Origin of the sequence: Nostoc sp. C110 (assembly GCF_043099725.1) — a bacterium.
In the GTDB taxonomy this organism is placed as follows: Bacteria; Cyanobacteriota; Cyanobacteriia; order Cyanobacteriales; family Nostocaceae; genus Nostoc; species Nostoc muscorum_A.
In genome coordinates this window covers 6,674,720-6,701,170 of record NZ_CP171148.1, presented here as the reverse complement: position 1 = coordinate 6,701,170, position 26,451 = coordinate 6,674,720, and the positions used below count along the sequence as shown (strand labels likewise).

General features: G+C 42.3%; 26 protein-coding genes and 1 pseudogene. 15 read left to right on the top strand and 12 right to left on the bottom strand.

Annotation, left to right across the window (positions count from 1 at the left end; genetic code table 11):
- Positions 1 to 70 precede the first annotated feature (70 nt).
- A complete protein-coding gene (locus tag ACFFRD_RS33860) occupies positions 71 to 241 on the bottom strand; it encodes an NblA/ycf18 family protein (protein ID WP_012410163.1) in 171 nt (56 codons plus the stop codon).
- A gap of 304 nt (positions 242 to 545) precedes the next feature.
- On the opposite strand from ACFFRD_RS33860, the gene ACFFRD_RS33855 reads away from it, so the two are divergent.
- From ACFFRD_RS33855 to ACFFRD_RS33845, 3 genes are all read left to right on the top strand, one after another.
- A complete protein-coding gene (locus ACFFRD_RS33855) occupies positions 546 to 1,160 on the top strand; it encodes a phycobiliprotein lyase (RefSeq protein ID WP_114081247.1) in 615 nt (204 codons plus the stop codon).
- Positions 1,157 to 1,702 (top strand): hypothetical protein, encoded by a 546-nt coding sequence (locus ACFFRD_RS33850; RefSeq protein WP_392480215.1) that lies wholly within the window; start codon positions 1,157 to 1,159, stop codon positions 1,700 to 1,702. Before ACFFRD_RS33855 ends, ACFFRD_RS33850 begins: the two co-directional genes overlap by 4 nt.
- 418 nt (positions 1,703 to 2,120) lie before the next feature.
- The gene (locus ACFFRD_RS33845; RefSeq protein WP_012410166.1) at positions 2,121 to 2,888 is read left to right on the top strand and encodes a phycobilisome rod-core linker polypeptide; all 768 of its coding nucleotides are present in this window, start codon (positions 2,121 to 2,123) and stop codon (positions 2,886 to 2,888) included.
- Between the two features lie 239 nt (positions 2,889 to 3,127).
- Here the strand turns inward: ACFFRD_RS33845 and ACFFRD_RS33840 are convergent, their stop codons facing one another.
- The 5 genes from ACFFRD_RS33840 to ACFFRD_RS33820 all read right to left on the bottom strand — a co-directional run bounded on the left by ACFFRD_RS33840 (position 3,128) and on the right by ACFFRD_RS33820 (position 7,626).
- Positions 3,128 to 4,045, bottom strand: a complete 918-nt coding sequence (locus tag ACFFRD_RS33840; protein ID WP_392483239.1) for an RluA family pseudouridine synthase — start codon at positions 4,043 to 4,045, stop codon at positions 3,128 to 3,130.
- 283 nt (positions 4,046 to 4,328) lie between these two features.
- Entirely contained in the window at positions 4,329 to 4,979 is a 651-nt protein-coding gene (locus ACFFRD_RS33835) for a Uma2 family endonuclease (RefSeq protein WP_392480212.1), read from the bottom strand.
- A gap of 159 nt (positions 4,980 to 5,138) precedes the next feature.
- Entirely contained in the window at positions 5,139 to 5,489 is a 351-nt protein-coding gene (locus tag ACFFRD_RS33830; RefSeq protein ID WP_392480211.1) for a DUF952 domain-containing protein, read from the bottom strand.
- Entirely contained in the window at positions 5,486 to 5,935 is a 450-nt protein-coding gene (locus ACFFRD_RS33825; protein WP_392480210.1) for a KGK domain-containing protein, read from the bottom strand. The genes ACFFRD_RS33830 and ACFFRD_RS33825 overlap by 4 nt, the downstream gene beginning before the upstream one ends.
- A gap of 176 nt (positions 5,936 to 6,111) precedes the next feature.
- Entirely contained in the window at positions 6,112 to 7,626 is a 1,515-nt protein-coding gene (locus tag ACFFRD_RS33820) for a thioredoxin-like domain-containing protein (protein WP_392480209.1), read from the bottom strand.
- Positions 7,627 to 7,701: 75 nt separating this feature from the next.
- Between ACFFRD_RS33820 and glsA the strand changes: the two genes are divergently transcribed.
- The gene (glsA, locus tag ACFFRD_RS33815; RefSeq protein WP_392480208.1) at positions 7,702 to 8,616 is read left to right on the top strand and encodes a glutaminase A; all 915 of its coding nucleotides are present in this window, start codon (positions 7,702 to 7,704) and stop codon (positions 8,614 to 8,616) included.
- Here glsA and ACFFRD_RS33810 read toward each other — a convergent pair.
- The gene (locus ACFFRD_RS33810; RefSeq protein ID WP_392483237.1) at positions 8,593 to 10,242 is read right to left on the bottom strand and encodes a hypothetical protein; all 1,650 of its coding nucleotides are present in this window, start codon (positions 10,240 to 10,242) and stop codon (positions 8,593 to 8,595) included. The genes glsA and ACFFRD_RS33810 overlap by 24 nt on opposite strands.
- Positions 10,243 to 10,780: 538 nt before the next feature.
- Here ACFFRD_RS33810 and psaA point away from each other — a divergent pair.
- The 7 genes and pseudogenes from psaA to ACFFRD_RS33775 all read left to right on the top strand — a co-directional run.
- Complete coding sequence (gene psaA, locus ACFFRD_RS33805) at positions 10,781 to 13,039, top strand: photosystem I core protein PsaA (RefSeq protein WP_114081191.1); 2,259 nt, start codon at positions 10,781 to 10,783, stop codon at positions 13,037 to 13,039.
- Positions 13,040 to 13,159: 120 nt separating this feature from the next.
- Positions 13,160 to 15,385, top strand: coding sequence for a photosystem I core protein PsaB (gene psaB, locus ACFFRD_RS33800; protein ID WP_114081190.1), 2,226 nt, complete (start codon positions 13,160 to 13,162; stop codon positions 15,383 to 15,385).
- A gap of 135 nt (positions 15,386 to 15,520) precedes the next feature.
- Positions 15,521 to 16,009, top strand: coding sequence for a hypothetical protein (locus ACFFRD_RS33795; protein WP_392480207.1), 489 nt, complete (start codon positions 15,521 to 15,523; stop codon positions 16,007 to 16,009).
- 14 nt (positions 16,010 to 16,023) lie between these two features.
- Complete coding sequence (locus ACFFRD_RS33790) at positions 16,024 to 16,206, top strand: hypothetical protein (RefSeq protein ID WP_392480206.1); 183 nt, start codon at positions 16,024 to 16,026, stop codon at positions 16,204 to 16,206.
- A 23-nt stretch (positions 16,207 to 16,229) separates the two neighbouring features.
- Positions 16,230 to 16,352, top strand: coding sequence for a hypothetical protein (locus ACFFRD_RS33785; RefSeq protein WP_392480205.1), 123 nt, complete (start codon positions 16,230 to 16,232; stop codon positions 16,350 to 16,352).
- Positions 16,336 to 16,578 carry a type II toxin-antitoxin system PemK/MazF family toxin gene (locus ACFFRD_RS33780; protein WP_392480204.1) on the top strand — a complete coding sequence of 81 codons (243 nt, stop codon included), beginning with the start codon at positions 16,336 to 16,338 and terminating at the stop codon, positions 16,576 to 16,578. Before ACFFRD_RS33785 ends, ACFFRD_RS33780 begins: the two co-directional genes overlap by 17 nt.
- Before the next feature lie 27 nt (positions 16,579 to 16,605).
- Positions 16,606 to 16,858, top strand: a pseudogene (locus ACFFRD_RS33775) (DNA methyltransferase); the annotation flags it as partial.
- A 131-nt stretch (positions 16,859 to 16,989) separates the two neighbouring features.
- On the opposite strand, the gene ACFFRD_RS33770 reads toward ACFFRD_RS33775, so the two are convergent.
- A complete protein-coding gene (locus ACFFRD_RS33770; protein ID WP_073640193.1) occupies positions 16,990 to 17,184 on the bottom strand; it encodes a hypothetical protein in 195 nt (64 codons plus the stop codon).
- A gap of 705 nt (positions 17,185 to 17,889) precedes the next feature.
- Between ACFFRD_RS33770 and ACFFRD_RS33765 the strand changes: the two genes are divergently transcribed.
- A complete protein-coding gene (locus ACFFRD_RS33765) occupies positions 17,890 to 18,945 on the top strand; it encodes an SGNH/GDSL hydrolase family protein (RefSeq protein ID WP_392480203.1) in 1,056 nt (351 codons plus the stop codon).
- A gap of 61 nt (positions 18,946 to 19,006) precedes the next feature.
- On the top strand, positions 19,007 to 19,369 hold the full coding sequence (locus tag ACFFRD_RS33760; protein ID WP_392480202.1) for a DUF4864 domain-containing protein: 363 nt from the start codon (positions 19,007 to 19,009) through the stop codon (positions 19,367 to 19,369).
- Between the two features lie 25 nt (positions 19,370 to 19,394).
- Here ACFFRD_RS33760 and larE read toward each other — a convergent pair whose 3' ends face one another.
- Positions 19,395 to 20,222, bottom strand: coding sequence for an ATP-dependent sacrificial sulfur transferase LarE (gene larE, locus ACFFRD_RS33755; RefSeq protein WP_392483236.1), 828 nt, complete (start codon positions 20,220 to 20,222; stop codon positions 19,395 to 19,397).
- Between the two features lie 369 nt (positions 20,223 to 20,591).
- Positions 20,592 to 22,421 (bottom strand): hybrid histidine kinase/response regulator HrmK, encoded by a 1,830-nt coding sequence (gene hrmK / locus ACFFRD_RS33750; RefSeq protein WP_392480200.1) that lies wholly within the window; start codon positions 22,419 to 22,421, stop codon positions 20,592 to 20,594.
- A 205-nt stretch (positions 22,422 to 22,626) separates the two neighbouring features.
- Between hrmK and ACFFRD_RS33745 the strand changes: the two genes are divergently transcribed.
- Positions 22,627 to 23,493 (top strand): branched-chain amino acid ABC transporter permease, encoded by an 867-nt coding sequence (locus ACFFRD_RS33745; RefSeq protein WP_114081184.1) that lies wholly within the window; start codon positions 22,627 to 22,629, stop codon positions 23,491 to 23,493.
- A gap of 21 nt (positions 23,494 to 23,514) precedes the next feature.
- Here the strand turns inward: ACFFRD_RS33745 and ACFFRD_RS33740 are convergent, their stop codons facing one another.
- Both ACFFRD_RS33740 and lipA read right to left on the bottom strand, forming a co-directional pair.
- Positions 23,515 to 23,664, bottom strand: a complete 150-nt coding sequence (locus tag ACFFRD_RS33740) for a photosystem I protein PsaX (protein ID WP_012410182.1) — start codon at positions 23,662 to 23,664, stop codon at positions 23,515 to 23,517.
- Between the two features lie 175 nt (positions 23,665 to 23,839).
- Positions 23,840 to 24,742 (bottom strand): lipoyl synthase, encoded by a 903-nt coding sequence (gene lipA, locus ACFFRD_RS33735; protein ID WP_392483235.1) that lies wholly within the window; start codon positions 24,740 to 24,742, stop codon positions 23,840 to 23,842.
- Between the two features lie 333 nt (positions 24,743 to 25,075).
- Here lipA and ACFFRD_RS33730 point away from each other — a divergent pair, with 333 nt between their 5' ends.
- Positions 25,076 to 25,762, top strand: coding sequence for a response regulator (locus ACFFRD_RS33730; RefSeq protein ID WP_392480195.1), 687 nt, complete (start codon positions 25,076 to 25,078; stop codon positions 25,760 to 25,762).
- The last annotated feature ends 689 nt before the right edge of the window (positions 25,763 to 26,451 follow it).

Here is a 26,451-nt window from a genome sequence, read left to right as displayed (position 1 = left end):
ACTTACGCATTTCAACGGAACTCTGCCACTGCGTAAGTCTTTAGGAAAGGATATTCTTTTTTTTACTTTATCAAGCTTGTTTTAGTAGATGTTTGACTAAATTATCTTTTACCATCATCTGCCGTAAAACTTCTAACAAAAATTCCTGAGCTTCTTGTTGGCTCAAACTCTTTACCTGGTCTTTTAAATTTTGTAAGCGAAACTGTTGCTCTAATGTTAATTCGACTGGAAAATCCATCATTACACTCCTCTGATTGACTGAATCGAAGGTATCGGTTGTTACTAGTAATGTGAAGACGATCGCTTTCAACTATTTTAGCACCGAGATATCAAATTGTCCACATTGTCAAGCTATAAATAACCGCCCTCATAAAAATTTACAATTGGGTAACAACATCTCTATTTCACCCTGCGTTTGTAGGGAGTTTGTTGAAGCCGATCGCTAATCGCTGTAATGTTTAGAATGTTTATATACCAATAACTGTAAAAATAAAAAACACGTATAACATCATCCGCAGGAGTCATAAGTAGGAGTCAGAAGATTGATAGACGCAATGGAATTTTTTCAGCTAAGTGCTGGTAAGTGGCGATCGCAACGAGCAACTCATCACCTGGCGTTCAAGCGCTCAGAGACGGGAGAATCGGATATACAAGTAGAAACTCTGGAAGCCAATCATCCAGAAATCATTGAACTGTGCCAGTATCATGAAATTGACCCCAGCCTTTCAGTAGGAGGGTCACGTGTGCGTTGGCTAGGCACAATGGCTTGGGATAGAGAGAACGAAGAGAACCATCAGGGGAAAACTATATTTGCGATCGTGCCTGATGAGGATAACCCAAGGGCTGGCAAATTACTGCGCGAAAGAGGCTATGCCGAAATTGTGCCTGTAGTCGGTCTTTTTCACATGGATGATGAAGATGGACTAGTGTTGACAACCGAATACGAAACAATGAGTTCCATTGAGAGGTTCTGGTTTGCCAGCCCAAATATGCGACTGCGAACCAGTACAGTAAAACGGTTTGGTGGCTTCAGTACGGCATCGTTTTGTACTGAAAGCCGCATCGAAAGTTCTGTTGAGGTTTCCGGCACAGAACAGGTGACATCCGCACAAGTGCAAGATGTAGAAAAAAGACAATTTTATTCAGTTCTGGGTTGGTGAATTATCTCAAGCAAAGTGATGCTTTTACTTGTGGGCAAGATTATCTGCATCGGGTGCAGAGACTTGCCCTAGAGCCGGGGATGGTGGATGTGTTCGATAACCTGCGCGATCGCATTCCCATTTGTACTTGGATTGGCGAAAATATTAACACCGTAAACGCTCAGATCAACGCCTACTTAGAAGTTTGTCATGAGTGCTTTCATCCGCAAGAGCGTCGCCACATCCAAATTTTTGCAGTCCCCATAGCTCAATCTTTTGGCATAGACGGGCTGTGCAATATTCTCACAAATCCAATCACTATTTTGGTAGATGTTGGTCGAGTTGCACCTAAAGACTGGTTTGGTGTAGTCGTCCATGAATATGCCCATGCCCATCTAGGAGACTTTGGTCACAATCAGCAGTTTGCTAGCATCCTATCTCATCTATGTTTAGGACTGGGATTAGAACCACCCTACTGGGAGGAAGGAATGGAAGCAACTTTGCGTAGCTGGCCTTACTGTAAGTCAACCATAGATCCTCTGGAATTTTGGATAGGTCGCTGAAGGGGGCAGAGGGCAGGGGGAAAGAGGGCAGGGGAGGCACGAGAAGAAGAACTATTAATTATTGTCTAATTGTCCAATGCCCAATGCCCAATTCCCAATCTTCTATTAATTTCTTTTGCTAAATGTTAAATTTTATTGCTTCAGTTAAAAAAAGTGAAACTCAATCTTCTAATCTGAAATATGTGAATAAAATTTTTTAGTCATTTACAGTAACTATTAAGCTGGAAGTTGCACTACTTTTTTATTGATTAGCTATGGGTTAAATCCAGTGTGCTAATCGTTTTTCATACCCAATACTTAAAATCACCCTTAGTTAAGTTTCGTGAAATTTTATCAGAATCTGAGGTTCTGATACAACTACTCCCTTAATATGTGATTTAAAGTTGTTAACTTTAATTAAGAACATGGAGGCTTTAGAATGGCAATTCCTCTGTTAGAATATGAACCTTCAAGTCAAAACCAGCGTGTCGCTGGATATGAAGTACCGGGTGATGAACAGCCCAGGATTTTTACTACAGACAATATCCTGTCTCCATCAGATTTAGGCGATCTGATCGAAGCAGCATATCGTCAACTTTTCTTTTATGCTTTTGCTGCCGATCGCGAAACATATTTAGAGTCTCAGCTCCGTAATGGACAAATTACAGTACGAGACTTTGTTCGTGGATTGGTGCTTTCCAATACCTTTAAGAAAAGCTTCTACGACCTCAACAATAATTACCGCTTTGTTGAGCAAGTAATTCAGCGCGTTCTAGGACGTGACCCATACAACGAGCGCGAAAAAATCGCTTGGTCAATTGTGGTCGCTACCAAGGGTATTGTAGGCTTTGTTGATGAAGTTCTCAACACTGAAGAGTACCTGAGCAATTTTGGATATTCCACAGTGCCCTATCAGCGCCGTCGGATACTGCCATCTCAATCTACAGGTGAGTTGCCATTTAACATCAAATCTCCGCGATACGAAGATTACCACCGTGCCAAACTGGGTTTCCCCCAAATCATTTGGCAGGTCGAAGTACGCAGATTCCTTCCACAAGAGCAAAAGCCAAAAGCTGGCGATCCAGCTCTGTTCTTGACTATGGCACAAAGTGTCAATGCAACTGGCAATACGCCACAAAGAATCTCGTCATTCAACATCGATATCGAAAAGTCTGTACCTTATCGCCAGTTAGCTGGAATTAAGTAACAATTTTTGGTCGGCGGCTGTCTAGTACATCGGTTTGATCATTTTATAGCGTGCATGAGTCTTGGGTTATGTAGGAGTTTCATTTAGGTATAACTAGTGAAACAGACTCTATCCCATGTCTGATGCACGCTAGTTGTTAATGGGAATTGGGAATTGGGAATTGGGAATTGAGAATGGGTATGGTTTTTTGTTAATGCCCTATGTCTGTAAAATAGAGTGATTTGTATGCCTGAGATGAGCTAAAGTGTAGTTCGTCTTTTTAGCATCTCCAAAAGTTTTGTAAATTGGGTGGGAGGGGTAGCTGTCACCTCAATCATCTCGCCGGATAGGGGATGCTGTAATCTTAGCCGCCAAGCGTGTAGTGCTTGACCGGACAAATTTACGCCCACTGAATGACCAGAACTATAAACTGGGTCGCCGACAATGGGATGACCCATTTTGGTGCTATGGACACGAATTTGATGAGTGCGTCCAGTTTCTAGTTGGAAGCGGATTAAAGTGAAATTACCGAGGCGTTCTAGTACTTGCCAATGAGTGACGGCAGATCGTCCGCCTTGTTCAATAGGCATAATAGCCATTTTTTTGCGGTCTTGTGGATGGCGACCAATGGGTAAGTCAATTGTGCCACTCTCAACTTTTGGCGCACCATAAACCACGCCCAAGTATTCTCTGCGTGCAGTTTTAGCTTTCAGTTGAGCTTGTAGGTGATGATGGGCAACTTCTGTTTTTGCGATCGCGATCGCTCCTGTTGTATCCTTATCCAATCGATGGACGATTCCCGGACGTTGGACTCCGCCAATCCCTGGTAAATTGGGGCAGTGAGCCAATAAAGCATTTACCAGTGTGCCATCTGGATGACCGGGTGCGGGATGGACAACTAAACCTGCGGGTTTGTTGAGAATAAGTAATTGGTCATCTTCGTAGAGGATATCTAACGGGATATCTTCTGCTAGCAGTTCTAGGGGTTGTGCTTCTGGTATTTCCAGAGTGATGCGATCGCCTAGCTTGACATTGATTTTCTTAGAAGTGCAAACTTTATCATTAAGTTGGACATTACCCTGTTCGATTAACTGCTGGATGCGCGAACGGGATAAATCTGGTAATTCTTGCGAAAGGAAACGGTCAATGCGATCGCCTTTAGTGTCGGTGCAGTGTATCGTATTACTGGAGGGAAGTAAGCTAGGTGCTGCATCCTCTATATGAGAAGACAAGCGTTCGCCCTTGGCATTGGCGCAGCCATCGCTATTTTCTTGGATTTGTAAATTAAATTCGGTCACAATTGCTCTGGATTATTAATTCCCCGTTCTTTAAGTAAAGCGCGGAATCTCTTTATTTGGGTGGTTAGAAACTTAGTCTACACAAGCAAAACCGACAGAGGTGGGTTTTAAAACCTTAATTTGGACTTAAATTTTGTTTGTATAGGGGTGAATTCTATTCACCCTAGCTGTCTTGTATTTGTTCTCTTAACCATTGTCGAAATGATCTAAGTGCTGAACTGGTTCCTGTGGTTCGTGCCATTTCCACAAACCGAGGAATTATTTCATTGACAGGAAAACCAGGAAATATGGCGCTTGTGAGAGACTTGATATATTGTTCACCTTGCAATAAGTTAATTTCTAAATTTTTGCTTTCATATCGCCAAATCTCAGGTACTTTTAACGCCTGATATGCACTAATTTGGGTTTTAGAGGTGACATCAATTTCAATCGCTAAATCAGGAGGAGGATCAACCGTTAAGTCGATCTTATCTTTGCCAATCATTAGCTGATAGTTTTGAATATAAAAACAATCATCAGGTTCAATACCTACACTTATATCTTTTCGCTTAAAGGTGGTTGAACCTAAAGATTCCCAATTCAGATTGAGTTCATCTAGCAAGGCTTTTACTAAGTCTCCGATAATTACCTTAGCTCGCTCATGTTCTGGTAATGGAGCCATAATTTCTAGTGTTCCTTGGCTGTATGCTAATCGACTCCCACGATGCTCTCCTAACTCGTTGAGAATCGCTTCAAATACTTGCCAACTCACATCTTCCAGGATTATTCTTTGCCCTGCTGGAACTCGAATTTGTTTGAGTTGAAGAGTAACCATCTGATGTTAGTTGTTAAATAATGATTTCATTTTTACTCAAATTTTAGATGAGCGAAAAGGGAATTTTACCAAATTGGATGTAGCAAACGTCCTAGCTAAAAAGCAATCGCTTAAATTCTCTCCATCTCTCCTCCGTGTTCTCCGCGCCTCTGCGGTTTGTTATCCTAAATCTATAACTTCTTGCGGTAACTCAAACAAACCATCTTCCCCAGCTTCAAAATCAACCGCCTGATACACAGCATCAATATTTAACTCACCATAAATGTGAGGAAATAATTCGCCAATTTCAGCCTCTTCATAACGAATTTCAGCTTGTACTTTCTCAGAATCAATCAAAAGTATTACCAATTCTTTTTGATTATTAAAAAATCTCTTTGCAACTTTGAGTATTTGCGTTGCTTTTGAACAATGTATAAAACCTTCACTTTCTAACGAATCAGCGCGATAGCTACCGAGTATTTTCGCGTCTTCCCATTGTTGGCGTTTGGTAATGTGGAGGATAGTATTCATGTTGCTTGTATCATTTTACGAAGATCATCTAAAGGTGATTCAGTTTTATTAGGATTATCAGGATAAAATTCTAACACTACAGTAATATTCAGTTTGCCATTTTCTTTACCAAATTTATGTTGTATACATGGAGAAATAATTTCTGTAGATACTTTTATTATTAGTTTCCCTGATTGCCAGTCTGTAGAGCCAACTTTGAAAACTCGACAGTTTATACCTTTACTAGAAGATTGCCATGTGATATCTTCAGATTGGAAACTGTCCTCGTTTATGCACAACTTGTGAAAACTTCCTGAAATAGTGCTATTAGCATTATCTAATGTTGTATTAAATTTTTCTATAAAATTTTGAGATATCAACTCTTTAAATCTGCTAACAATATATGTATCTTTATTAAAGAATAGAACATCAGCATCAAAATCTAATAGTTGGTATGTCTTGTTCATATTAATCACAGTAGTCAATTTAAATTAGGAAGTAGCAGCATTATACTTTAAATTAATTAGCTATTTTAATCGGTAATTGTTAATATTAATCTAGTGATAATACTGATATTAAAGCCGCTAAAAACTCAAGCAGAGGCGTAGAGTTTTTCTTTGTGCCTTTGCGTCATATTATCATTCTATAAATTTGGCGGAATACAAATATCCGGCGCACATAACCCAAAAAACTCTAGTGTTGTCATCTCAAAGGTATTCAAATCTAGACGGCGGATAGCATGATTATTAGTATCAGCAATATATAGATATGAACTGCTAGCACTCAATCCCGAAGGTTCAAAAAATCGGCTATTCTTACCTTGTCCATCTTGTAAACCCGCAATACCATCTCCTAAGACTGTTTGACAATTGCCGCTAGGACTAACTAATTTAATTTTGTGATTGTAGGTATCTGCAACCCATATAAAATTCTGAGCAAATTCAACTCCTAAACAGTGCTGTAAACGGACATCTTCACCCTGTCCATCAACGTCGCCAAAGCCAAATAAACCCCCACTACCGCAAACAGTTCGCACTTGATACGGTTCTACAATTCCCACACCACGAATTGAACTAACTTCACTGTCAGCGATATATAATTCTTTTCCATCGGTGCTAATACCACTGGGTTGAGCAAAGGCAGATTCAGTAAGTGAACCATCAACGCAAGCTTCCGCACCAGTACCAGCATAAGTTTTAATCATGCTAGTTTCTAAATCCATTTCCCAGATTTGATGCGGCCCAGCCATTGCAATAAATAAGGTATTTCCCACTTTCACTAAATCCCAAGGGGAATTCAGCGCGGTTTCTAAACCAGTACCGCCATGAGAATGAATATTCCGGCTTTGTTCACCAGTTCCTGCGATCGCTTCCACTACTTGACGCTTCAAATCAACTCGCCGCAAGGTATGATTTTCTGTATCAGCAACATAAAGAATTTGATTTTCTGTATCATAAGCCATTCCCTGTGGTGCAAAAAACTGCGCTTCGTTAAAAGCACCATCGGTTAAGCCAGATTTTCCAGTACCAATCAAATGCAGAATCTCGCCGTCGAAGCTACTCATAATCAGGCGATGATGTCCAGAATCAGCGATGAACAAACCCGCTTGGGTAGCTAAAACTTTACCAGGAAAAGCTAGGGGAGTAATTAATGGCTGGCGCTGTTTTTCTAATATCAAACTAAGTTCTTGAAAATTAATCGTGCCTTTATCTTGATGTTGCTGAATTAGTTTTTGAATCAACTCGTCTAAAGTGTCACGGTTTGCTTCACCAGAAATCTGGCCAATCACGTAACCTTCTGGATCAATAATGATTAAGGTAGGCCAAGCACGTACAGCATATTCTTCCCAAAGTCGAAAATTGCTGTCAACTATAACTGGGTGTTCAACGTCGTAGCGCAAGATAGCTTGGCGAATATTTTCTGTTTCTTTTTCGTTGTCAAATTTGGCAGAATGAACACCAATAACGGTAAGGCTATCTTTATATTTCTGTTCTAAATATTTCAGGTTTGGCAGAATATGCAGACAATTTATACAGCAGTATGTCCAAAAGTCTAAAATTATGACTCTACCCTTGAGTTGTTTAAGAGACAAAGGTTTATCGGTATTGAGCCAAGAGTAATTGTGTGGTAATTCTGGCGCTCTAACACGGGGAAGCATAATAGTTCGTAATTCGTAGTTCGTAATTCGTAGTTCGTAATTCGTAATTCGTAATTGAATCTGGGTGTATCTGTTGTGAAAGGATTTGAAAAATTAAATACTACGGAGTTATCAGCTTGGGTAGAACAAGCTAAAATTCTGGCTAAACAGGGACGAGTTATCGATCGCATTCCGCAATTAGCTTTAGCCGATCCTGGTTGGTTTGCAGTTCACGTCTGCTGTGAATCAGGGAAAAATATCAGCTTTGGGGATACCGCTTGTGTCTTCCCGCTTATGAGCGTGATTAAGACATTTTCTTTACTTTATCTGCTGGAACATTTTGGCGCAGAAGCGGTTTTTGGCTGGGTTGGGGTGGAACCATCGGATGCACCCTTCAATTCTTTAGAACAATTAGTTAGCGATCGCGGCCGCCCCCGTAACCCGATGATTAATAGTGGGGCAATCACCCTCGCTGATAAGTTACCAGGAAAGGATGCTACTCAACGCACTCTTTTATTTTGTCAATGGCTCAACCAATTAACAGGTTGCCAACTAAGCTTAGATGAAGTAATGCTGGCTTCAGTGCGATTAACACGTTCAACAGCCAATGAAGCGATCGCAAACTATCTTAGCGAAACAGGTTATTTAGAAAATCTTGAAATAGCACTTGACACTTATGAGCAAATATGCTGTATTTCCGGGCGAGTTAAAGATTTAGCCCTGTTAGGAAAACTTTTAGCTTGTGAAAGTGGGTTAGTGAAATCACAGAATCGCCGGATTGTCAATGCTGTGATGTTAACTTGTGGACTGTATGAAACTTCTGCCGAGTTTGCAGTCAGAATTGGTTTACCGATGAAATCAGGGATTGGTGGTGGACTTGTCGCAATAGTCCCAGGTGAGGGAGCGATCGCTTGCTACAGTCCTGGGTTGGATGATATAGGAAATCCTGTAGGTGCGATCGCATTTGTTGAGGCTTTAGCGCAAGAGTTACAGTTGAGTGTCTTTGCTTGATTCCGGTTTTTCTGTTTCGGGAGCCTTTATTTTAGGTAACGGTGTTGATTCAGGAGTTGGTATTACCTCTGGCTGTGGTTCTGGTACAGGAGACTCAATAATCTCTGGCAGCGTGGGTGGCAAACTCGGAGATGGCATAACTGTTACTTGTGGAGTAGGTGTCTTGCTCGTTCGGCGCTTAAAATATCCGCTAAATCTAGATTTTGCTGGCTGAGGCGTAACTTTCTCAGGTAACGGTGTTGATTCAGGAGTTGGTGTTACCTCTGGCTGTGGTTCTGATGTTGGCGTAATTATTTCTGGTGCTGGAGACTCAATAATCTCTGGCAATGCAGGTGGCAAACTAGGAGATGGCTCAACTGTTACTTCTGGAGTAGGTGTCTTACCCGCCCGACGGTTAAAAAATCCGTCAACTTTAGGTTTTGTTGGCTGAGGCGCAACTTTTTCAGGTAGCGGCGTTGATTCTGGAGTCGGCGTTACCGTTGGCTGTGGTTCTGATGGTGTCGGGGATAAAGTAGGAGATGGTACAACCGTTGGAACTTCCAATTTTGGTTCTTCTGGCTGTGTTTTAGATTCTTTTGGAGCTTCAGTTTCAGGAAGGGGCTGCTTTTCTAGCTTCGGTTGGATTTGGGGTGTTTTTTCAACAGAAGGCGTAGGTGTAAGTTTATAATTCGGGTCTACAATGCCACGTACCTCATCTGCTGTGAGTTCTCCTCTCACAATTTTCGACAAAGTATCTTTACCCTTTGGCTGGAAGTCAATGACTCTGACTGTGGTATTGAAGACATTTTTGAGAGGATTTCCCTGATTATCGAGAAATTCTAGCTTTATCCAGTTTTTACCAGTTTGGAAGCCTTTAAGATAAACTGCCTGCCAGCGATCGAAAACAAAGCTTTCACCATTAATTGTGACGCGGATGCGCCAATCACTAAATCCTTCGTTAGTGTTTTCCTTGTCAACGAGGTGCAGGGGAGCGTTAGTGAGATAAAAGTCTAGTAAGATTGGCTCTGCCCCATAGCTACTTTGGGGACGGCTGTAAGTTAGCAGAGGTAATTTGGCATCTGGGTTATTGTCGTCAGTTTTGGTAAAGACGTGAAATGTTGTCTCGGCATAAGCACCTTCATTCTTAAAGCTTTCATGCCAAGGACGAGAGGCAAAGACGCGCAGGGTATGAGTACCTGGAGACAACTCTGGTAAAACCAAGGGTTGATTCAGGTCGTAAACAGGAATATAAGGTTGATTATCCAGAATTACATGGAGATGTGGCCCCAGTTGTAATTGTGGGTCTTTAAATATTGGTAGATCCTTAACCTGAAAACTGGCTGTAACTTTATTATTTTGGAAAACTTCATCAGGTCTTGGAGTCAGAATTGCCACTTGTGGCTGATAAACTTCCAAACTTGGACGCAGTGCTTGGATAACAGATGGTGGGGAAACTTCCGAAAATTGCTTTGAAATTTGAGAAATCTGTGGAGGGTTTTCTCTATAACCAGTAGATACTTCCTGGCTATCGGCTTTCTCACCGCAACTGGTCAAGCTTAATACCAGCACCAATGTCATTATCCACCTGAGAATCGGGAACCTCTCAGGGAGGAGCTTCTCTAACACCCTTTTCTGCCACGAGTTCATGCGTTGCACCCAGTGATAGTCTTCGACAATTGACAGATTATTTTCGCTCAAACTGTCCATCTGGCACTATAGCCCAAAAGGTGAAATCTACCTCACATTCCCTAAGTTCTCCTATGTCTATTTCAGTAAATTTTAAAACAAGTCATACTTTTTACAGCTTTTTACTTACAACAATGGAAATATGACACAAATGTTCATGAGTAATAGCAGTAAAAGCTGGAATTCGAGTGTATACAGCAAAATCATAAAACTTACGAATTGTTATTCTTTGTAAATTAAAATGGTTAATCTATTGACTTTTAGACAAATAGTTTGAAGTTAAAAGGCAGATAAGACGGTAATTTCAGCAATTTTCCACCAAGTTTGAATTATTGTTAAAATATCTCCAACAAAGTGCAGGTGAAGACTCTATAATTCAACGAGAAACAACTCTCCACATAGGGTCTTCATCGCGGCTTCAGTAAAATTCTGAGTATGCGGTAATGGTTCACTTTGTGGTATTCATGATTCCTCATTCCTTATCAAGAGAGGAGGTCAAATGACAATAAGTCCTCCGGAGCGAGAGGAAAAGAAGGCAAGAGTAATCGTCGATAACGATCCAGTTCCAACCTCATTCGAGAGATGGGCGCAACCTGGACACTTTGACAGATCCTTAGCCAGAGGTCCCAAAACCACCACATGGATTTGGAACCTGCACGCACTCGCCCATGATTTTGATACACATACAAGCGATTTAGAAGACATATCCCGCAAGATATTCTCAGCCCACTTCGGCCACCTAGCCGTAGTGATGGTTTGGTTGAGCGGGATGATTTTCCACGGCGCGAAGTTTTCTAACTACGAAGCTTGGCTAAGTGACCCGTTGAACGTTAAGCCTAGCGCTCAAGTCGTTTGGCCCATTGTTGGACAAGACATTTTAAACGGTGATGTTGGCGGTGGTTTCCACGGTATTCAAATCACCTCCGGTTTGTTCCAAGTATGGCGTGGTTGGGGGATTACAAACTCCTTCCAGCTTTATGTAACTGCGATCGGTGGCTTGGTATTAGCAGGCTTATTCCTATTTGCCGGCTGGTTCCACTACCACAAACGCGCTCCCAAACTGGAATGGTTCCAGAATGTGGAGTCGATGCTGAATCACCACTTGCAAGTATTGCTAGGTTGTGGTTCCTTGGGATGGGCAGGTCACTTAATCCACGTGTCCGCACCGACCAACAAGCTTTTGGATGCAGGTGTTGCTCTCAAAGACATCCCCTTGCCCCACGAGTTCATCTTGAACAAAGACTTGTTGACCGAGTTGTATCCCAGCTTTGCTGCTGGTTTAGCACCTTTCTTCACCTTGAACTGGGGTCAGTATGCTGACTTCCTTACCTTCAAGGGCGGTCTGAACCCAGTAACAGGCGGCTTGTGGATGACTGACATCGCTCATCACCACTTAGCGATCGCAGTTCTCTTTATCGTTGCTGGTCATCAATACCGTACCAACTGGGGTATTGGTCACAGCATCAAAGAGATCCTAGAAAACCACAAAGGTCCTTTCACTGGTGAAGGTCACAAAGGTCTCTACGAAAACCTGACCACATCCTGGCACGCTCAGTTGGCTACTAACCTGGCCTTCTTGGGTTCACTGACCATCATCATCGCGCATCACATGTACGCGATGCCCCCCTATCCATATTTGGCAACTGATTACGCTACACAGTTGTGCATATTCACTCACCATATTTGGATCGGTGGCTTCTTGATTGTTGGTGGAGCAGCTCACGCTGCGATCTTCATGGTGCGGGATTACGATCCAGTTGTGAATCAAAACAACGTATTGGATCGGGTAATTCGTCACCGTGATGCGATTATTTCTCACCTCAACTGGGTATGTATTTTCTTAGGCTTCCATAGCTTTGGACTTTACATCCACAACGACACAATGCGTGCATTGGGTCGTCCTCAAGACTTGTTCTCTGATACAGGGATTCAATTGCAGCCAGTATTTGCCCAGTGGATACAAAATATCCACGCCTTGGCTCCTGGTACAACTGCACCTAATGCCCTAGAACCAGTTAGCTATGTCTTTGGCGGCGGTATTTTGGCTGTTGGCGGTAAAGTGGCAGCTGCACCCATTGCTTTGGGCACAGCCGACTTCCTAATTCACCACATTCACGCTTTCACCATTCACGTCACCGTCCTAATTCTGCTCAAAGGTGTGTTGTATGCCCGTAGCTCTCGTCTGATTCCAGACAAAGCAAACCTGGGCTTCCGCTTCCCCTGCGACGGGCCTGGTCGTGGCGGTACTTGCCAAGTGTCTGGTTGGGATCACGTATTCCTCGGACTATTCTGGATGTACAACTCCCTGTCTATTGTAATTTTCCACTTCAGTTGGAAGATGCAATCAGATGTTTGGGGAACCGTAGATGCAGATGGTACTGTGACTCACATCACTGGTGGCAACTTTGCCCAAAGTGCTATTACCATCAACGGTTGGTTACGGGACTTCTTGTGGGCACAAGCTACACAAGTCATCAATTCCTATGGCAGCGCGCTATCTGCCTATGGTCTACTCTTCTTAGGCGCTCACTTTGTCTGGGCATTCAGCTTGATGTTCCTGTTCAGTGGTCGCGGCTACTGGCAAGAACTGATTGAGTCCATTGTTTGGGCGCATAACAAACTGAAGGTAGCACCAGCAATTCAGCCTCGCGCTCTGAGTATTATTCAGGGTCGGGCTGTAGGGGTAGCTCACTACCTCTTGGGAGGAATTGCCACAACTTGGGCATTCTTCCATGCACACATCCTTTCAGTAGGGTAGCAATCAGTTATTGAGTGCTGAGTACTGAGTGCTGAGTCAAAACTCAGAACTCAGGACTCAGAACTCAGGACTCTAGACGCTGATATTTGATGGCTAAAGGTCAGAGGATTTATTAAACCTATGGCGACAAAATTTCCGAAATTTAGCCAGGATCTCGCACAGGACCCGACGACTCGTCGGATATGGTATGCGATCGCTACAGGCAACGATTTTGAAACCCATGATGGCATGACGGAAGAAAATCTTTACCAAAAGATTTTCGCAACTCACTTCGGTCACTTGGCAATCATCTTCCTGTGGGCATCCAGCCTCCTGTTCCACGTGGCCTGGCAAGGTAACTTTGAACAGTGGATTAAAGATCCCCTTCACATCCGTCCCATCGCCCATGCGATTTGGGACCCCCACTTTGGTAAACCAGCGATCGAAGCTTTTACCCAAGCGGGCGCTAGTAATCCGGTAAACATTACCTACTCTGGTCTCTACCATTGGTGGTATACCATCGGTATGCGGAATAACGGCGAACTGTACAACGGTTCAGTGTTCTTGCTATTATTCGCTGCTGTATTACTGTTTGCTGGTTGGCTGCACTTGCAACCCAAGTACCGTCCTAGCTTGGCATGGTTTAAGAGCGCTGAACATCGCCTAAACCACCACTTAGCAGGTTTGTTTGGTGTTAGTTCATTGGCTTGGGCTGGTCACTTAATTCACGTTGCTGTCCCCGAAGCTCGCGGTCAGCACGTAGGTTGGGATAACTTCCTGAATACCCCACCCCACCCAGCCGGTTTGACACCCTTCTTTACAGGCAACTGGGGTGTTTACTCTCAAAACCCTGACACTCCTGGACATATCTTCGGGACATCGCAAGGTGCAGGAACTGCAATTCTGAGTTTCTTGGGTGGTTTCCATCCCCAGACAGAAGCTTTGTGGCTGACTGACATAGCTCATCACCACTTAGCGATCGCAGTTTTATTCATTGTTGCTGGTCACATGTACCGGACAAACTTTGGGATTGGTCACAGTCTCAAAGAAGCATTGAATGCCAAGAGTTTCTTTGGTATTCCTGTTGAAGGCCCGTTCAACCTACCTCACCAAGGTATCTACGACACCTACAACAACTCCTTACACTTCCAATTGGGTTGGCACTTAGCAGCGCTAGGTGTTGTTACTTCCCTGGTAGCGCAGCACATGTACTCCATGCCTTCCTACGCATTTATTGCGAAGGACTACACAACTCAGGCAGCGTTGTACACGCATCACCAGTATATTGCTGGATTCCTGATGCTTGGTGCTTTTGCTCACGGTGCGATTTTCTGGGTGCGTGATTACGACCCAGAGCAAAACAAAGGTAACGTGCTTGACCGCGTGTTGAAGCACAAAGAAGCGATTATTTCCCACCTCAGCTGGGTATCTCTTTTCTTAGGCTTCCACACCCTTGGTCTGTATGTACACAACGACGTAGTGGTTGCTTTCGGTACTCCTGAAAAGCAAATCTTGATTGAGCCAGTATTTGCTCAATTCGTCCAAGCTGCTAACGGTAAGGTGCTGTACGGTTTAGATACTTTGCTATCTAACCCCGATAGTATTGCTTACACAGCATGGCCTAACTACGCTAACGTTTGGTTGCCAGGTTGGTTAGATGCCATTAATGCTGGTACTAACTCCCTGTTCTTGACAATTGGCCCTGGCGATTTCTTGGTACACCATGCGATCGCTTTAGGTCTGCACACCACCACCTTGATCTTGGTCAAAGGTGCTTTGGATGCCCGTGGTTCTAAGCTGATGCCCGATAAAAAGGACTTCGGCTATGCCTTCCCTTGCGACGGCCCCGGTCGTGGCGGTACTTGCGACATCTCAGCATGGGATTCCTTCTACCTCGCTACATTCTGGATGCTCAACACCATTGGTTGGTTGACCTTCTACTGGCATTGGAAACATCTCGGTGTTTGGCAAGGCAACGTAGCTCAGTTCAATGAGAACTCTACATACCTCATGGGCTGGTTCCGCGATTACCTCTGGGCTAACTCTGCTCAGTTGATTAACGGTTACAACCCTTACGGCGTGAATAACCTGTCTGTCTGGGCTTGGATGTTCTTATTTGGACACCTAGTTTGGGCTACTGGCTTCATGTTCTTAATCTCCTGGAGAGGTTACTGGCAAGAGTTGATTGAAACCCTTGTCTGGGCACACGAACGCACTCCTCTGGCTAACCTAGTTCGCTGGAAAGACAAGCCCGTTGCTCTGTCCATTGTTCAAGCTCGTGTAGTTGGTCTAGCTCACTTCACAGTTGGCTACATCGTGACTTACGCCGCGTTCTTGATTGCTTCTACTGCTGGTAAGTTCGGTTAATTCGGCTGCTAGTTTTGTAGATAAGTAATAAAAATCCCCTGCCGCAAGGTGGGGGATTTTTTCATTTTTGATTACTTTTTATACTTTTTTGGGAACTCTAAAGTATAGAAAATACTTTATGTACATATTAAAAAAATGAGATTAGAAACTCAAGTTAAACAAAATTCGCATTGTGCAATTTTTTCTCGAAATTACTCTGAACATCTTGATGAAGCAGTTGAAATTAGTAATAATAATCCCAGACAGATAATTACTTTCCGCTCATCTGTAGTTTGGTCATCAGCTAAAAAAGCAATAGAAACTCACGGTCAACGTAAAATTTACTTTGCAACTGTGGGAGATTCTAACTTAGTTAGATACGAAGGAAACTTAGAAAGAGTTGAATTGAATCCAGAATTAAATCTTCAAACAGTACAAGAGTTACTTATGTACTGTACAGAGTCAACTAGAGAAGAAGGTTTATGGGAAGAAGTTGGGAAAGTAAAAGTTAAAACACTCTATGTAATTTCAAACTGTCAAAAAATTAACTCTCCTTTCCCTTTTACTCACTTAAGAAAATTACTAGATGCCTCTCCAATTGATGATAATTTTAGCTATAGCTATGCTTTAGTCTACGAAATATAAAAAGAGAACTGAAGGTGAACATTAAATTAGTACAATCTCTCGTGCAGGTTATTTTATCTCTCTCTGATGAAGAGCGATCGCTATTAGAAGAAAAGCTATTTTTCGATTCATCAGAGCCTTCAACTCGTGATTTAATGCTACTAGCCCAGACTGGAGGAGCCTTTAACTTTCTTGAAAATGAACCAGACCTATATTAACTTGACGACGGAGACCCTATCTAATGTCTCTCCAAAAAGGTGATATCGTCTTGGTTCCATTTCCATTTACAGACTTGAGTGGAACAAAGCTATGCCCTGGTTTAGTTTTATGGATAGATACTATAGGCGATGATGTCACTTTATGATTTTATTTCATCTCAAAATATAAGTATTTTGAGTCCAGAAGAGTTCATTTTAGAACCTTCATCTCCAGATTTTGCTAGTACTGGATTACGGGTTGCTTCTAAAGTTAGGGTTACTCGAATAACTACCATAGAGCGTAGACTAATCACCAGAAGAATAGGTAAATTAGGAGCAAGTCAAATTCAGCAGTTGAATACAGTGATTCTTCAAGCTCTGAAACTGACATAATCTTAAATGTGTTACATCTTATTTAGACATCATATTTCTCATAAATCCCAAAAGGATAACCAGGGTGCAATTCCGCCAAATTTGCTATAAATTGCTAATACTGAATCGAATAGTGCTTATTTACGACACTGCAAAGCAGCCAAAATTAGACCCTATCAGCCCGTTATCCTCAAGGGTTTGCTAAGTTTTCATCAAATTCTTAACTTATGAAGCTGATATGGTGTTAGATCCATTTGCAGGTTCTAACACAACTGGGTTTGTTGCTGAAACTTTGCAACGTTAATGAATATTTTTTGAAATTAACGAAATTATGTAATGGGAAGTTGTTATTGTTTTAGCCAATAATCAAATTAAGTAAAGAGTCACGAATTAGGAGTTAAAATTTATAACTCCTAACTCATAACTACTCACTTAAATTTCTCCATTCACCTGCATTTGGTGAACTTGATCGGCTAGCTCCTGACGACCTTGATCGTCTAGTTTATCAATAGCTAACATTCCCATAAGAATCACTTCTTTCAGTGTTAAACGTGTCGAATGTGCCTGTTTTTGCACAATCTCCTTAATAATTGGACTGACACCAATCGCTGTACTAGCTCTAGCCACGGAAGAACAAACACTAATGATTAAGCCTAAATCTTAGCACTTCCAATGAAGTTATTTTCTATAGTTAAAACTTAATTTAAAGGTATTTCAACTCATACTTCTACAGGCAAACATAAACTTGAAATTATATATACAGAACCACAACATAAGTACAGAGAATTGCTCTAATACTGGACAATCTGTATCAAACCCTAAATCATCCCATCAAACCTAAGAGCGAACTTTTGGATGAAAATAAATCTAACTTTTGTTATATCAAAGCAATCTGTATAATTTTTGACTGTACTATAGATGACTTTAGAATTATCCCAAACCAGTTTGAGCGCCTAACTTTTTTAGAGCAAGTTCTTAAACATCAATAATAATAACCTTTTGCTTGCTCACAAAGAGTAGATCGTCGTATGATATCAACTAATCGCAAACTTATACACACTTACAATATTTGTGGACACTGAGTTATAAAAAATGGTTGTTTTGTGAAAATAATCCTTTAAGTACCAGTATTTTCGCAAATCAGACTTGTATACCACCGAAAAAACCGTACTTTAAAGAGATCGTAAATTGTCTAAGATAATCTACTCAACACGCTTTACAGAACTATACAGTGTAAATAAGAATAATAACTTAACCGAAGTAAAATTTTCCTGAATACAGGCAACTAATGCTGTGATAGGGAAAAGCAGTGAGTAGAGGAGAGAGAAAGCGATGAGGGACCCTTATCTGTTGGCAGCAGGCTTGTTAACAGGATTAGCAATACCAGCATCGGCTCTTCCACATTTGTCGATTGTCCTGCCAGAAAGTTCTAGATTCCTGTGGGATTTAAAACAAGGCTCGCAGACAATAGTAAGTAGACAAATCATCCCCAGCGTTGATCTCTCCTTACCAGAACTCAGTGGGCAAGCGTTCCAACCCCTAAAAAATTCGCAGCCGACGGTAGACGAGAAAAACGTCTCTAGCGTACCCGAACTCAGTAGTGAAGGATTACTAGCCTCAACAGAATCATTAGTCAAACCCAGTGCCCAAGCGACTGGTATTTCTTTGACATCTGGTAATCAACTTTACTACCAAAGATTGGCGGCTCTGAAAACAGGTCAGATTTATACGCGCGTAGATAGTGATAATTTGCAATCTTTGTGGGAGTCGATCAGGAAGCGTCAACTAACTTATGATGACTGGAAAAGTTTATTAGCTTTAGAAGCTAGAGCGATCGCTCAAGGTCAAGGTGCAAATCATCTAAGCATCTTAGTTGGTGATTCTTTGAGTATGTGGTTTCCTAGAGAAAAACTGCCTACTGGGAAATTGTGGCTTAATCAAGGTATCTCTGGAGATACTTCCAGTGGGGTTTTAAAAAGGTTGGGGGCATTTTCGGCAACGCGGCCGGATGTGATTTATGTCATGGCTGGGATTAACGACTTACGCAAAGGCGCTAGTGATGACACAATTTTGCGTAATTATCGCCGGATTGTCCGTCGTTTACGGGATTCTCATCCAAAAGCTCAAATCATTGTCCAATCAATTTTGCCTACTCGCCTAGCAAAACTTTCCAATATCCGTATTCGTCACATCAACACCCAACTAACCCAAATTGCTAAACAAGAAGGCGCTAATTATCTAAATATTTATAGCTGGTTTACTGATATGGAAGGCAATATGCGCCCAGAGTTGACCACAGATGGTTTGCACCTGTCGCAAGAGGGTTATGATGTATGGCGCTCGGCATTACAGCAGATAGAATACAAGGTGACTCAGCGTGAAGATTGAGCGATCGCTCGACCCTTAAAGCGATGTCTACGACGGGCTGCGCCTATGCAATTTTAGATTTATGGAAATTACCGACAACGATGCCATCACCATACGTTCTCTAATTGAAAACCAATTGGCAGCCTTTAAAAAGGATGATGCCCAAGGCGCTTTTGCCTTCGCCAGTCCAGGAATTCAGGCGCAATTTGGTACCCCAGAAAATTTTATGCAGATGGTGAAGATAATTTACCCAGCAGTATACCGTCCTCGCTCTGTCTTTTTTGAGAAGATAACAACCATCCAGGAAAACATAACTCAGCCAGTGTTACTACTTGCTCCTGATGGAGTTCCCTTGAGAGCTTTATATCTTATGGAAAAACAGCCGGATAATGCGTGGAGGATTAACGGCTGCTTTCTAGTTTCTGTAGAAGGTAAAGAAATATAAACTGGATCTCTATAAAACCAAAATTTTATAATTTAACGCCCAAGGCTTCCCGATTTAAAATCTGATTTAACTTACCACTGCGATAACCTTCCAAATCCAGAGTTACGTAAAGAAATCCAAAATCCTGAAATACAGAAACTACTTTTTGCAAATCTGTCGTTAACACAAACTCTTTAATTTGTTCTGGTGATAATTCAATGCGTGCTGTATCACCTTCCGATCGCACGCGCAAATTCTGCCAGCCCAGCTTTCTTAAGAAAATTTCTGCTCTACCAACTCGTTGTAACTTAGCGACAGTAATCTCTTCACCATAAGGAAACCGGGAACTTAGGCAAGGTTGAGCCGGTTTATCCCACCAAGGTAAACCGAGTTGTTGCGAAAGTTGCCGAACTTCAACTTTGGTGACACCTACTTCAGCTAAAGGCGATCGCGCCCCTCTTTCCTTAGCCGCTTGAATTCCTGGGCGATAATCATGCAAATCATCGGCATTTACCCCATCCACTACGTAGGGATAACCCAACTGCAAAGCTAAAGGTTTGAGAGTGTCGTGCAACTCACTTTTGCAAAAATAACAGCGATTAACCGGATTAGAAGTGTAATTGGGATTTTCCATCTCGTGAGTCTGGACGATTTTATGAGCAATCCCAATAGTTGCGGCTTGAATTTTGGCATCTTCCAACTCTTCCGGCAACAGCGAAGGAGAAACAGCCGTGACAGCCAAAGCGCGATCGCCCAAGGCATCATAAGCAATTTTCGCAACCAAAGTGCTATCAACGCCCCCAGAGTAGGCAATCAATGCCTGATCCATCTCTTCAAATAAGGCTTTTAATTGCTCAAATTTTTCTGTCAGCATCATTTCCCAATCCTACTCAAACCCTATAGCACCCAACCATTTTTATTGTAGTCATTTGTTATGTTATGGGGCATTGGGAATTGGGCATTAGCCTGGATTTATCACAAGTGAGAAATCCAAGGGGTGTGGGAAGTGTGGGAGGTGTGGGAAGTGTGGGAGGATGGGAAAGAAGTCTTAGGAATGCAAACTTAATAACCTGCAATTCTGATGGAACGGAGAATGGTGCTTTACTAACGCTTCCACACCTACTTTTACACTTTATTTAATCCACATTCCTTACTCCCCACACTCCCCCACACTCCCCACACTCCCCACACTCCCCACACTCCCTCGCTCCCTGCCCCCTTCTTCCTGCCCCTGCCCCCTGCCTCATATTGGCGGTTTGCTGTACTTGGCTACCAGACTGGCTAAAAGTGGTAAATCAATCGGTTTAGAAATATAGTCATTTACTCCGGCTGTTAGACAGGTTTCGCGATCGCCTTTCATTGCCATTGCTGTTTGAACAATTACCGGAATCGTCTGATATTGCTCGTGTTCTCGCAGTTGTCGTACCAAGTTAAGACCATTTCCATCTGCCAGATAAACATCCATTAAAATCACTGCTGGATCTAGCTGTCTTAGAGCTTCCCACATTTCAGCAGCATTCTTAACCCAAGTCACCTGATATCCTAATTTCCGTAGATAAATTTGCATCAAATCAGCATTGGGTAAGTCATTTTCTACCAGCAAAATATCTACAGAAGAACTAGGCGTTAAAGGCAAATGAGATAAGGAGTACTTTGCCTCCCCTGCCTCCCTTGCTTCCTCATCTCCCCCCACTCCCACCTCTTGCTTAAGGGGAAGTAAAAGGGTAAAACGGGAGCCGCTATCTACTTCAGATTCCACTTTCACAGAACCACCGTGAATTTGGGCGAGTTTGCGAGTCACTGCTAAACCCAAACCAGTCCCCTCAGAGCCACCAGCGACAGCCTTGGCAATTTGGAAATAGGGTTCAAATAATTGAGTCTGGTCTTCTTGAGAGATGCCACTGCCAGTATCCCAAACTGTAAAATGTACAGATCCACCTTTGGGAACAACCTGTAAGCCAACACTTCCTTTGCTGGTGAACTTTAAGGCATTGAAGAGTAAATTCAACAGCATTTGCTTGAGTCGCAAAGAGTCGGCTACTAGGCTTGTGATATCGGGGTCAATTTCTAGGCACAGTCTTAAACCCTTATTAGCGGCTTTCTCTTTCACCAGTGCCAAAACATTGCTACATAGCAGTGGTACATCTACACTTTCCCACTGCACCTCTAGCTGGTTTGCTTCAATTTTTGAAAGATCCAAAATATCATTAATCAGAGCTAGCAAATGCTTGCCGCTAGACTGAATGATATTTAAATACTCCCGTTGACGTTCTATAGTTGGTTCGTACCCTGGAGCTAAAAGCAGATGGGTAAACCCAATAATAGAACTAAGCGGTGTGCGAATTTCGTGGCTGGTGTTTGCCAGAAATTGGTTTTTCAGCTGATTGGTGCGCTCTAATTCTTGATTGGAGTTACTTAACTGTTGATATTGTTGCTGCCAAGATAGGATCTGTCTCAGTTGTACCAAAGCTGTTGTACAGTAGTTGGCAGACCTGGACATCAATTGCGATCTGAGTTGGGCTTTTGATTCTATGAGCGACTCACGATCGCAACTTAGGGGCGCTGCGGCGATAATTAGCCAGCCCATAATGCTGCCAGAATCATCAGCTAACCGCCAAGCGCTTGGTGGCTGTTGATTCTCAAGTTGCTGTAAATCTTTGAGTTCTATAACCTCTTGCAATCTCAACAGCAGCTTTTTTTCTGCTGTCAGCACATCTACAAATAAAGGTTGTGAGTTTTGAGATGGAGAACGAGAAATATAGCAAACTGTGGCTACAGTTTCTTGTGGTTGAAACATAGCAATGCCGACGGCATAATCTGTAAGTGCCAGATTAGTGCTGTTCATTACACTGTTAATCTCGTTAACCACAGCTTGGAGAACTTCTGATTCTGCGACTTCTGCCTGTAGGACATTGTTACAAGCAGAAAGCAGATAATGATTTAGGCGACTTTGCAACTGGTTCAAGCTGCTCTCCAGCCACAACTTGGCGCGAAGTTGCTGAATTGTTGTCAAAAGTTTTGGCGTTGCATCTATCTGTGAGTTTTGGTCTGGTAAGCTTGAGTACTGCTGCATGGTCAACTAGACCGCTTAACAAATTTAGCTTCACATAAAAATCCAAAAAGGATTTTATGTATATTAGCGGACAATTCTTTTTTATTTATAAACCATAACTTATGTTGTTATAAACCATAACTTATGATGTCGAATTTAGCAGCTAGTCCAAACAAATTATTATCTGAACCACTGACCTAAAATTTGTGAAAGCAACTTAAGACTTATGGATACACAATTCGCGCAACTAATCGTCAATGGGATTGCGGTAGGGAGCATTATTGCTCTAGCCGCAGTCGGACTGACTCTTACTTATGGAATTTTACGGTTATCTAACTTTGCTCATGGTGACTTTTTAACTTTAGGAGCCTATCTCACCTGGCTAATCAATAGTATTGGAGTTAATATTTGGCTGTCAATGATCCTGGCGGCGGCGGGAACAGTAGCAGCAATGCTGTTATCGGAAAAGTTATTGTGGTCAAAGATGCGCTCTATCCGTGCTACTTCCACTACGCTGATTATTATTTCTATCGGGCTTGCCTTATTTCTTCGCAATGGGATTATTTTTATCTGGGGTGGCAAGAACCAAAACTATAATTTACCTGTCACTACAGCTTTAGATATTTTTGGTTTAAAAGTACCGCAAAATCAATTATTGGTATTGGGGTTAGCGATACTAGCAATTTTCGCGCTGCATTACCTGCTGCAAAATACCAAAATTGGTAAAGCGATGCGAGCAGTTGCTGACGATCTGGACTTAGCCAGGGTTTCAGGTATTAATGTTGACCGAGTAATTTTCTGGACTTGGCTAATTGCTGGCACTCTTACGTCATTGGGAGGCAGTATGTATGGGTTGATTACAGCCGTGCGTCCTAATATGGGGTGGTTCTTAATTTTACCGTTATTTGCCTCAGTGATTCTTGGGGGGATTGGCAACCCTTATGGTGCGATCGCAGCAGCTTTTATCATTGGCATCGTCCAAGAAATTAGCACCCCCTGGCTGGGTTCACAGTATAAACAGGGTGTAGCACTATTAATCATGATTTTGGTGCTGCTCATTCGTCCCAAAGGTTTATTCAAAGGAACGATTTGAGCAGCACCATTCCACTTCTAACTACTCAATAATGTGGAAATAGTACGCCGCTACCAAGAAATTGATAGCTAGCAAGAATATTGCCCAGCCTGTGCGATAGGCGTAGGGAGGTTTTGCTCCACTGTCGGCAACTGCGGAATTTGCAGGATTCTTCGTTGTTTTAGCAGTCATAATGCGATTCTCCTAATTGTCATGACTTTTTAAGAAATACCAAACTGGCGTACCAAATACCCAAATTCTTTAAGAATATTTGTGTGAATTTGGAAATTGGATTAGGGGGAGAGGTGACAGGTGACAGGTGACAGGGAATAATCTGTACCCTTTACCCTGTAACCTATTCCCTTCTTCACTCCTCTCCAGCATGATAGGAACTGCGAACCAGAGGCCCAGAACGGACATGGTTGAATCCCATTTCCCATGCTAATCTGCCGAGTTGAGCGAATTCCTCTGGAGTCCAATATTTTTGGACTGGGAGATGTTCTAAAGAAGGACGCATATACTGCCCGATAGTCAAGCGATCGCACCCCACAGCCCTTAAATCAGCCATTGCTTCGACAACTTCATCAAGTGTTTCGCCATGTCCCAGCATCAAACCTGATTTGGTAGGAATTGTCGAATCGATTTCTTTAACCATAGCAAGTACCAAAAGCGAGCGATCGTATTTGGCTCCCCGGCGCACTGGCCCAGTTAACCGCCGCACTGTCTCGATATTGTGATTGAAACAAGCTGGTTTGGCTTCTACAATCATCGCTATGCGTTGGCGTTGACCTGATTCTCCTACACCTGCACCGCCCCAAAAATCTGGGGTCAGCACTTCAATTTGAGTCTCTGGGTTTAACTGACGGATAGTAGCGATCGTCTCTACAAAGTGACCTGCGCCCTGATCGTGTAAGTCATCACGGGCGACAGAAGTCAGCACCACATAACGCAATCCCAAAAGCTGTACTGCCTGTGCTACCTTTTGGGGTTCCTCTAAATCAAGAGGCATCGGTGCATGACCTTTATCTACTTGGCAAAAAGCACAAGAGCGTGTACAGGTAGGCCCCATCAGCAAGAAAGTTGCAGTTTTTTGGGCATAGCACTCTCCCCGGTTGGGACAGCGGCCTTCTTCGCAAATTGTGTGGATTTGGCGCTGCTTAATAATGCGTTGTACGGTAGAGATTTCACTGGCTTTACCGATAGGGCGACGTAACCAGCTAGGCATTGCCGCAATTTCAGACTTTAGTTCGGCTTGTTGTGACGAAATCATAGACATCCAAGCAAGATACGGATATAAAGTAGTGGTCTTTCAATGGACAAATGATAGACAAGAATAGACGCAGAAAACGGTCTTAATATCTCCGTGTCTCCGTGTCCTTATATGCTTTATGCCTTAGAACAAAGCTAAAGCCTTAAATATCACCATGACATAAATCGAAAAGAGCGCCAGCAGAAGTTTTACAAAACACCTCTAAGCAATGTCATTTATACCGAAATATACTATCCCCCAATTGCTAGAAATTTTGTATATAGTGGGAGGATTCTCAAGGACAATCGGCAAAGCCGCTATTTACACTTAAAGTTTCTGTTAGAGCAAACAGTCGTGGCAAGCAACAAGATTTTAGTTATCGATGACACTACAGTTGTCAGGGTAAAAGTACGAGAAATGTTGCCTCCGGGCAATTTTGAGGTACTGGAAGCAAAAGACGGTTTGGAAGGACTAAATTTCATTCTTCAGGAAAAACTCAGCCTGATTATGCTGGATTTTCTGTTGCCTAAAATGAGTGGCTGGGAGGTTTTCCAGAAAGTTCAAGCCGATCCGGAATTAAGGAAAATTCCTTTGGTGATCATGTCTGGTCGCAAGGAAGAAGTAACCGAGAAAATCACAGAACCCTTTGAATACTTTGAATTTCTGGGCAAGCCTTTTGATCAGAAGCAACTAATTAACGCAATTAAGTTAGCCATGAGTAAGGCGAAACAGCCGCGCCCAGAATTAGTCGCAGTAGGAGCAGGGGTTGCTGTTAAAAATAGTACAGTTGCTACTTCTAGTGTTGCTACTACTACGGTAGCAGCCCCTAGCGTTGCAAATACTGCTACCGTAGCAACTCCTACTGCTGCCAATATTGCGATGCCTACGGCGGCAAGCAACGCAACCCCTACTGCCAAAGGAGTCTCTGAGGCAGAAATTAATGCGTTGAACGAGAAAATTGTCAAAATGCAAGCTGAAATCGATGGCTTGAAGAAACAGCTAACTCAAGTTGTTACCTTTATTAAACAAAAAATAAAGTAGCGTTTGTGTTCATTATTATTATCGCAGCCGAAATACCCGGTTCATCATACTGGGTGTCAGATTAAAAGCGGGTAAAAATAGTTAATTCAAAAATACTTATCTTGACAAACCATCGTTGACAACAAAATTCAAAAATAGGAAAAACTACATATAGGGGTAATTCATGAATTACCTCTATATTTAATTTTGTGTAAGTTTTATAGGTGCATCTTCAAAAATAAATATAGCAATCCGATTTGATTTCTGTTCGCGCAGCGTGGCGTAGCTATAATTATTTGCGTGGTGCGCGTTCGCGGAGCGTGTCGCAGACAAGCCTCTCGCAGAGAAGCGCAGCGCAAGCGCGAGAGGCAGGCAATAGTCAAGAAGGCTCTTTGAGCTATACTGATTTTTTTCAATAATCAAATATGAGTCCTATAGTATCAGTTGTTAGTCTACTGAAACAGTTCTAGACCAACTAAACCTGCCGTAGTTTGTTCTTAACCTAAGAAAAACGGCAGGCTTTTTATTGCTTAGTCTCTCATATACAATCTGCTTCAGAACTTGATAAATAACCTACAGATAGAAACCAGTAATACGGAACATTTGCCAGATAAAGTTAGTAAAAATATTTTTACTAACTTATGTTTTTATACGCAAATTAGTTTCTTGAAAATCACATAATTCCAGAGAAGATATTTCTTCAAAAATTA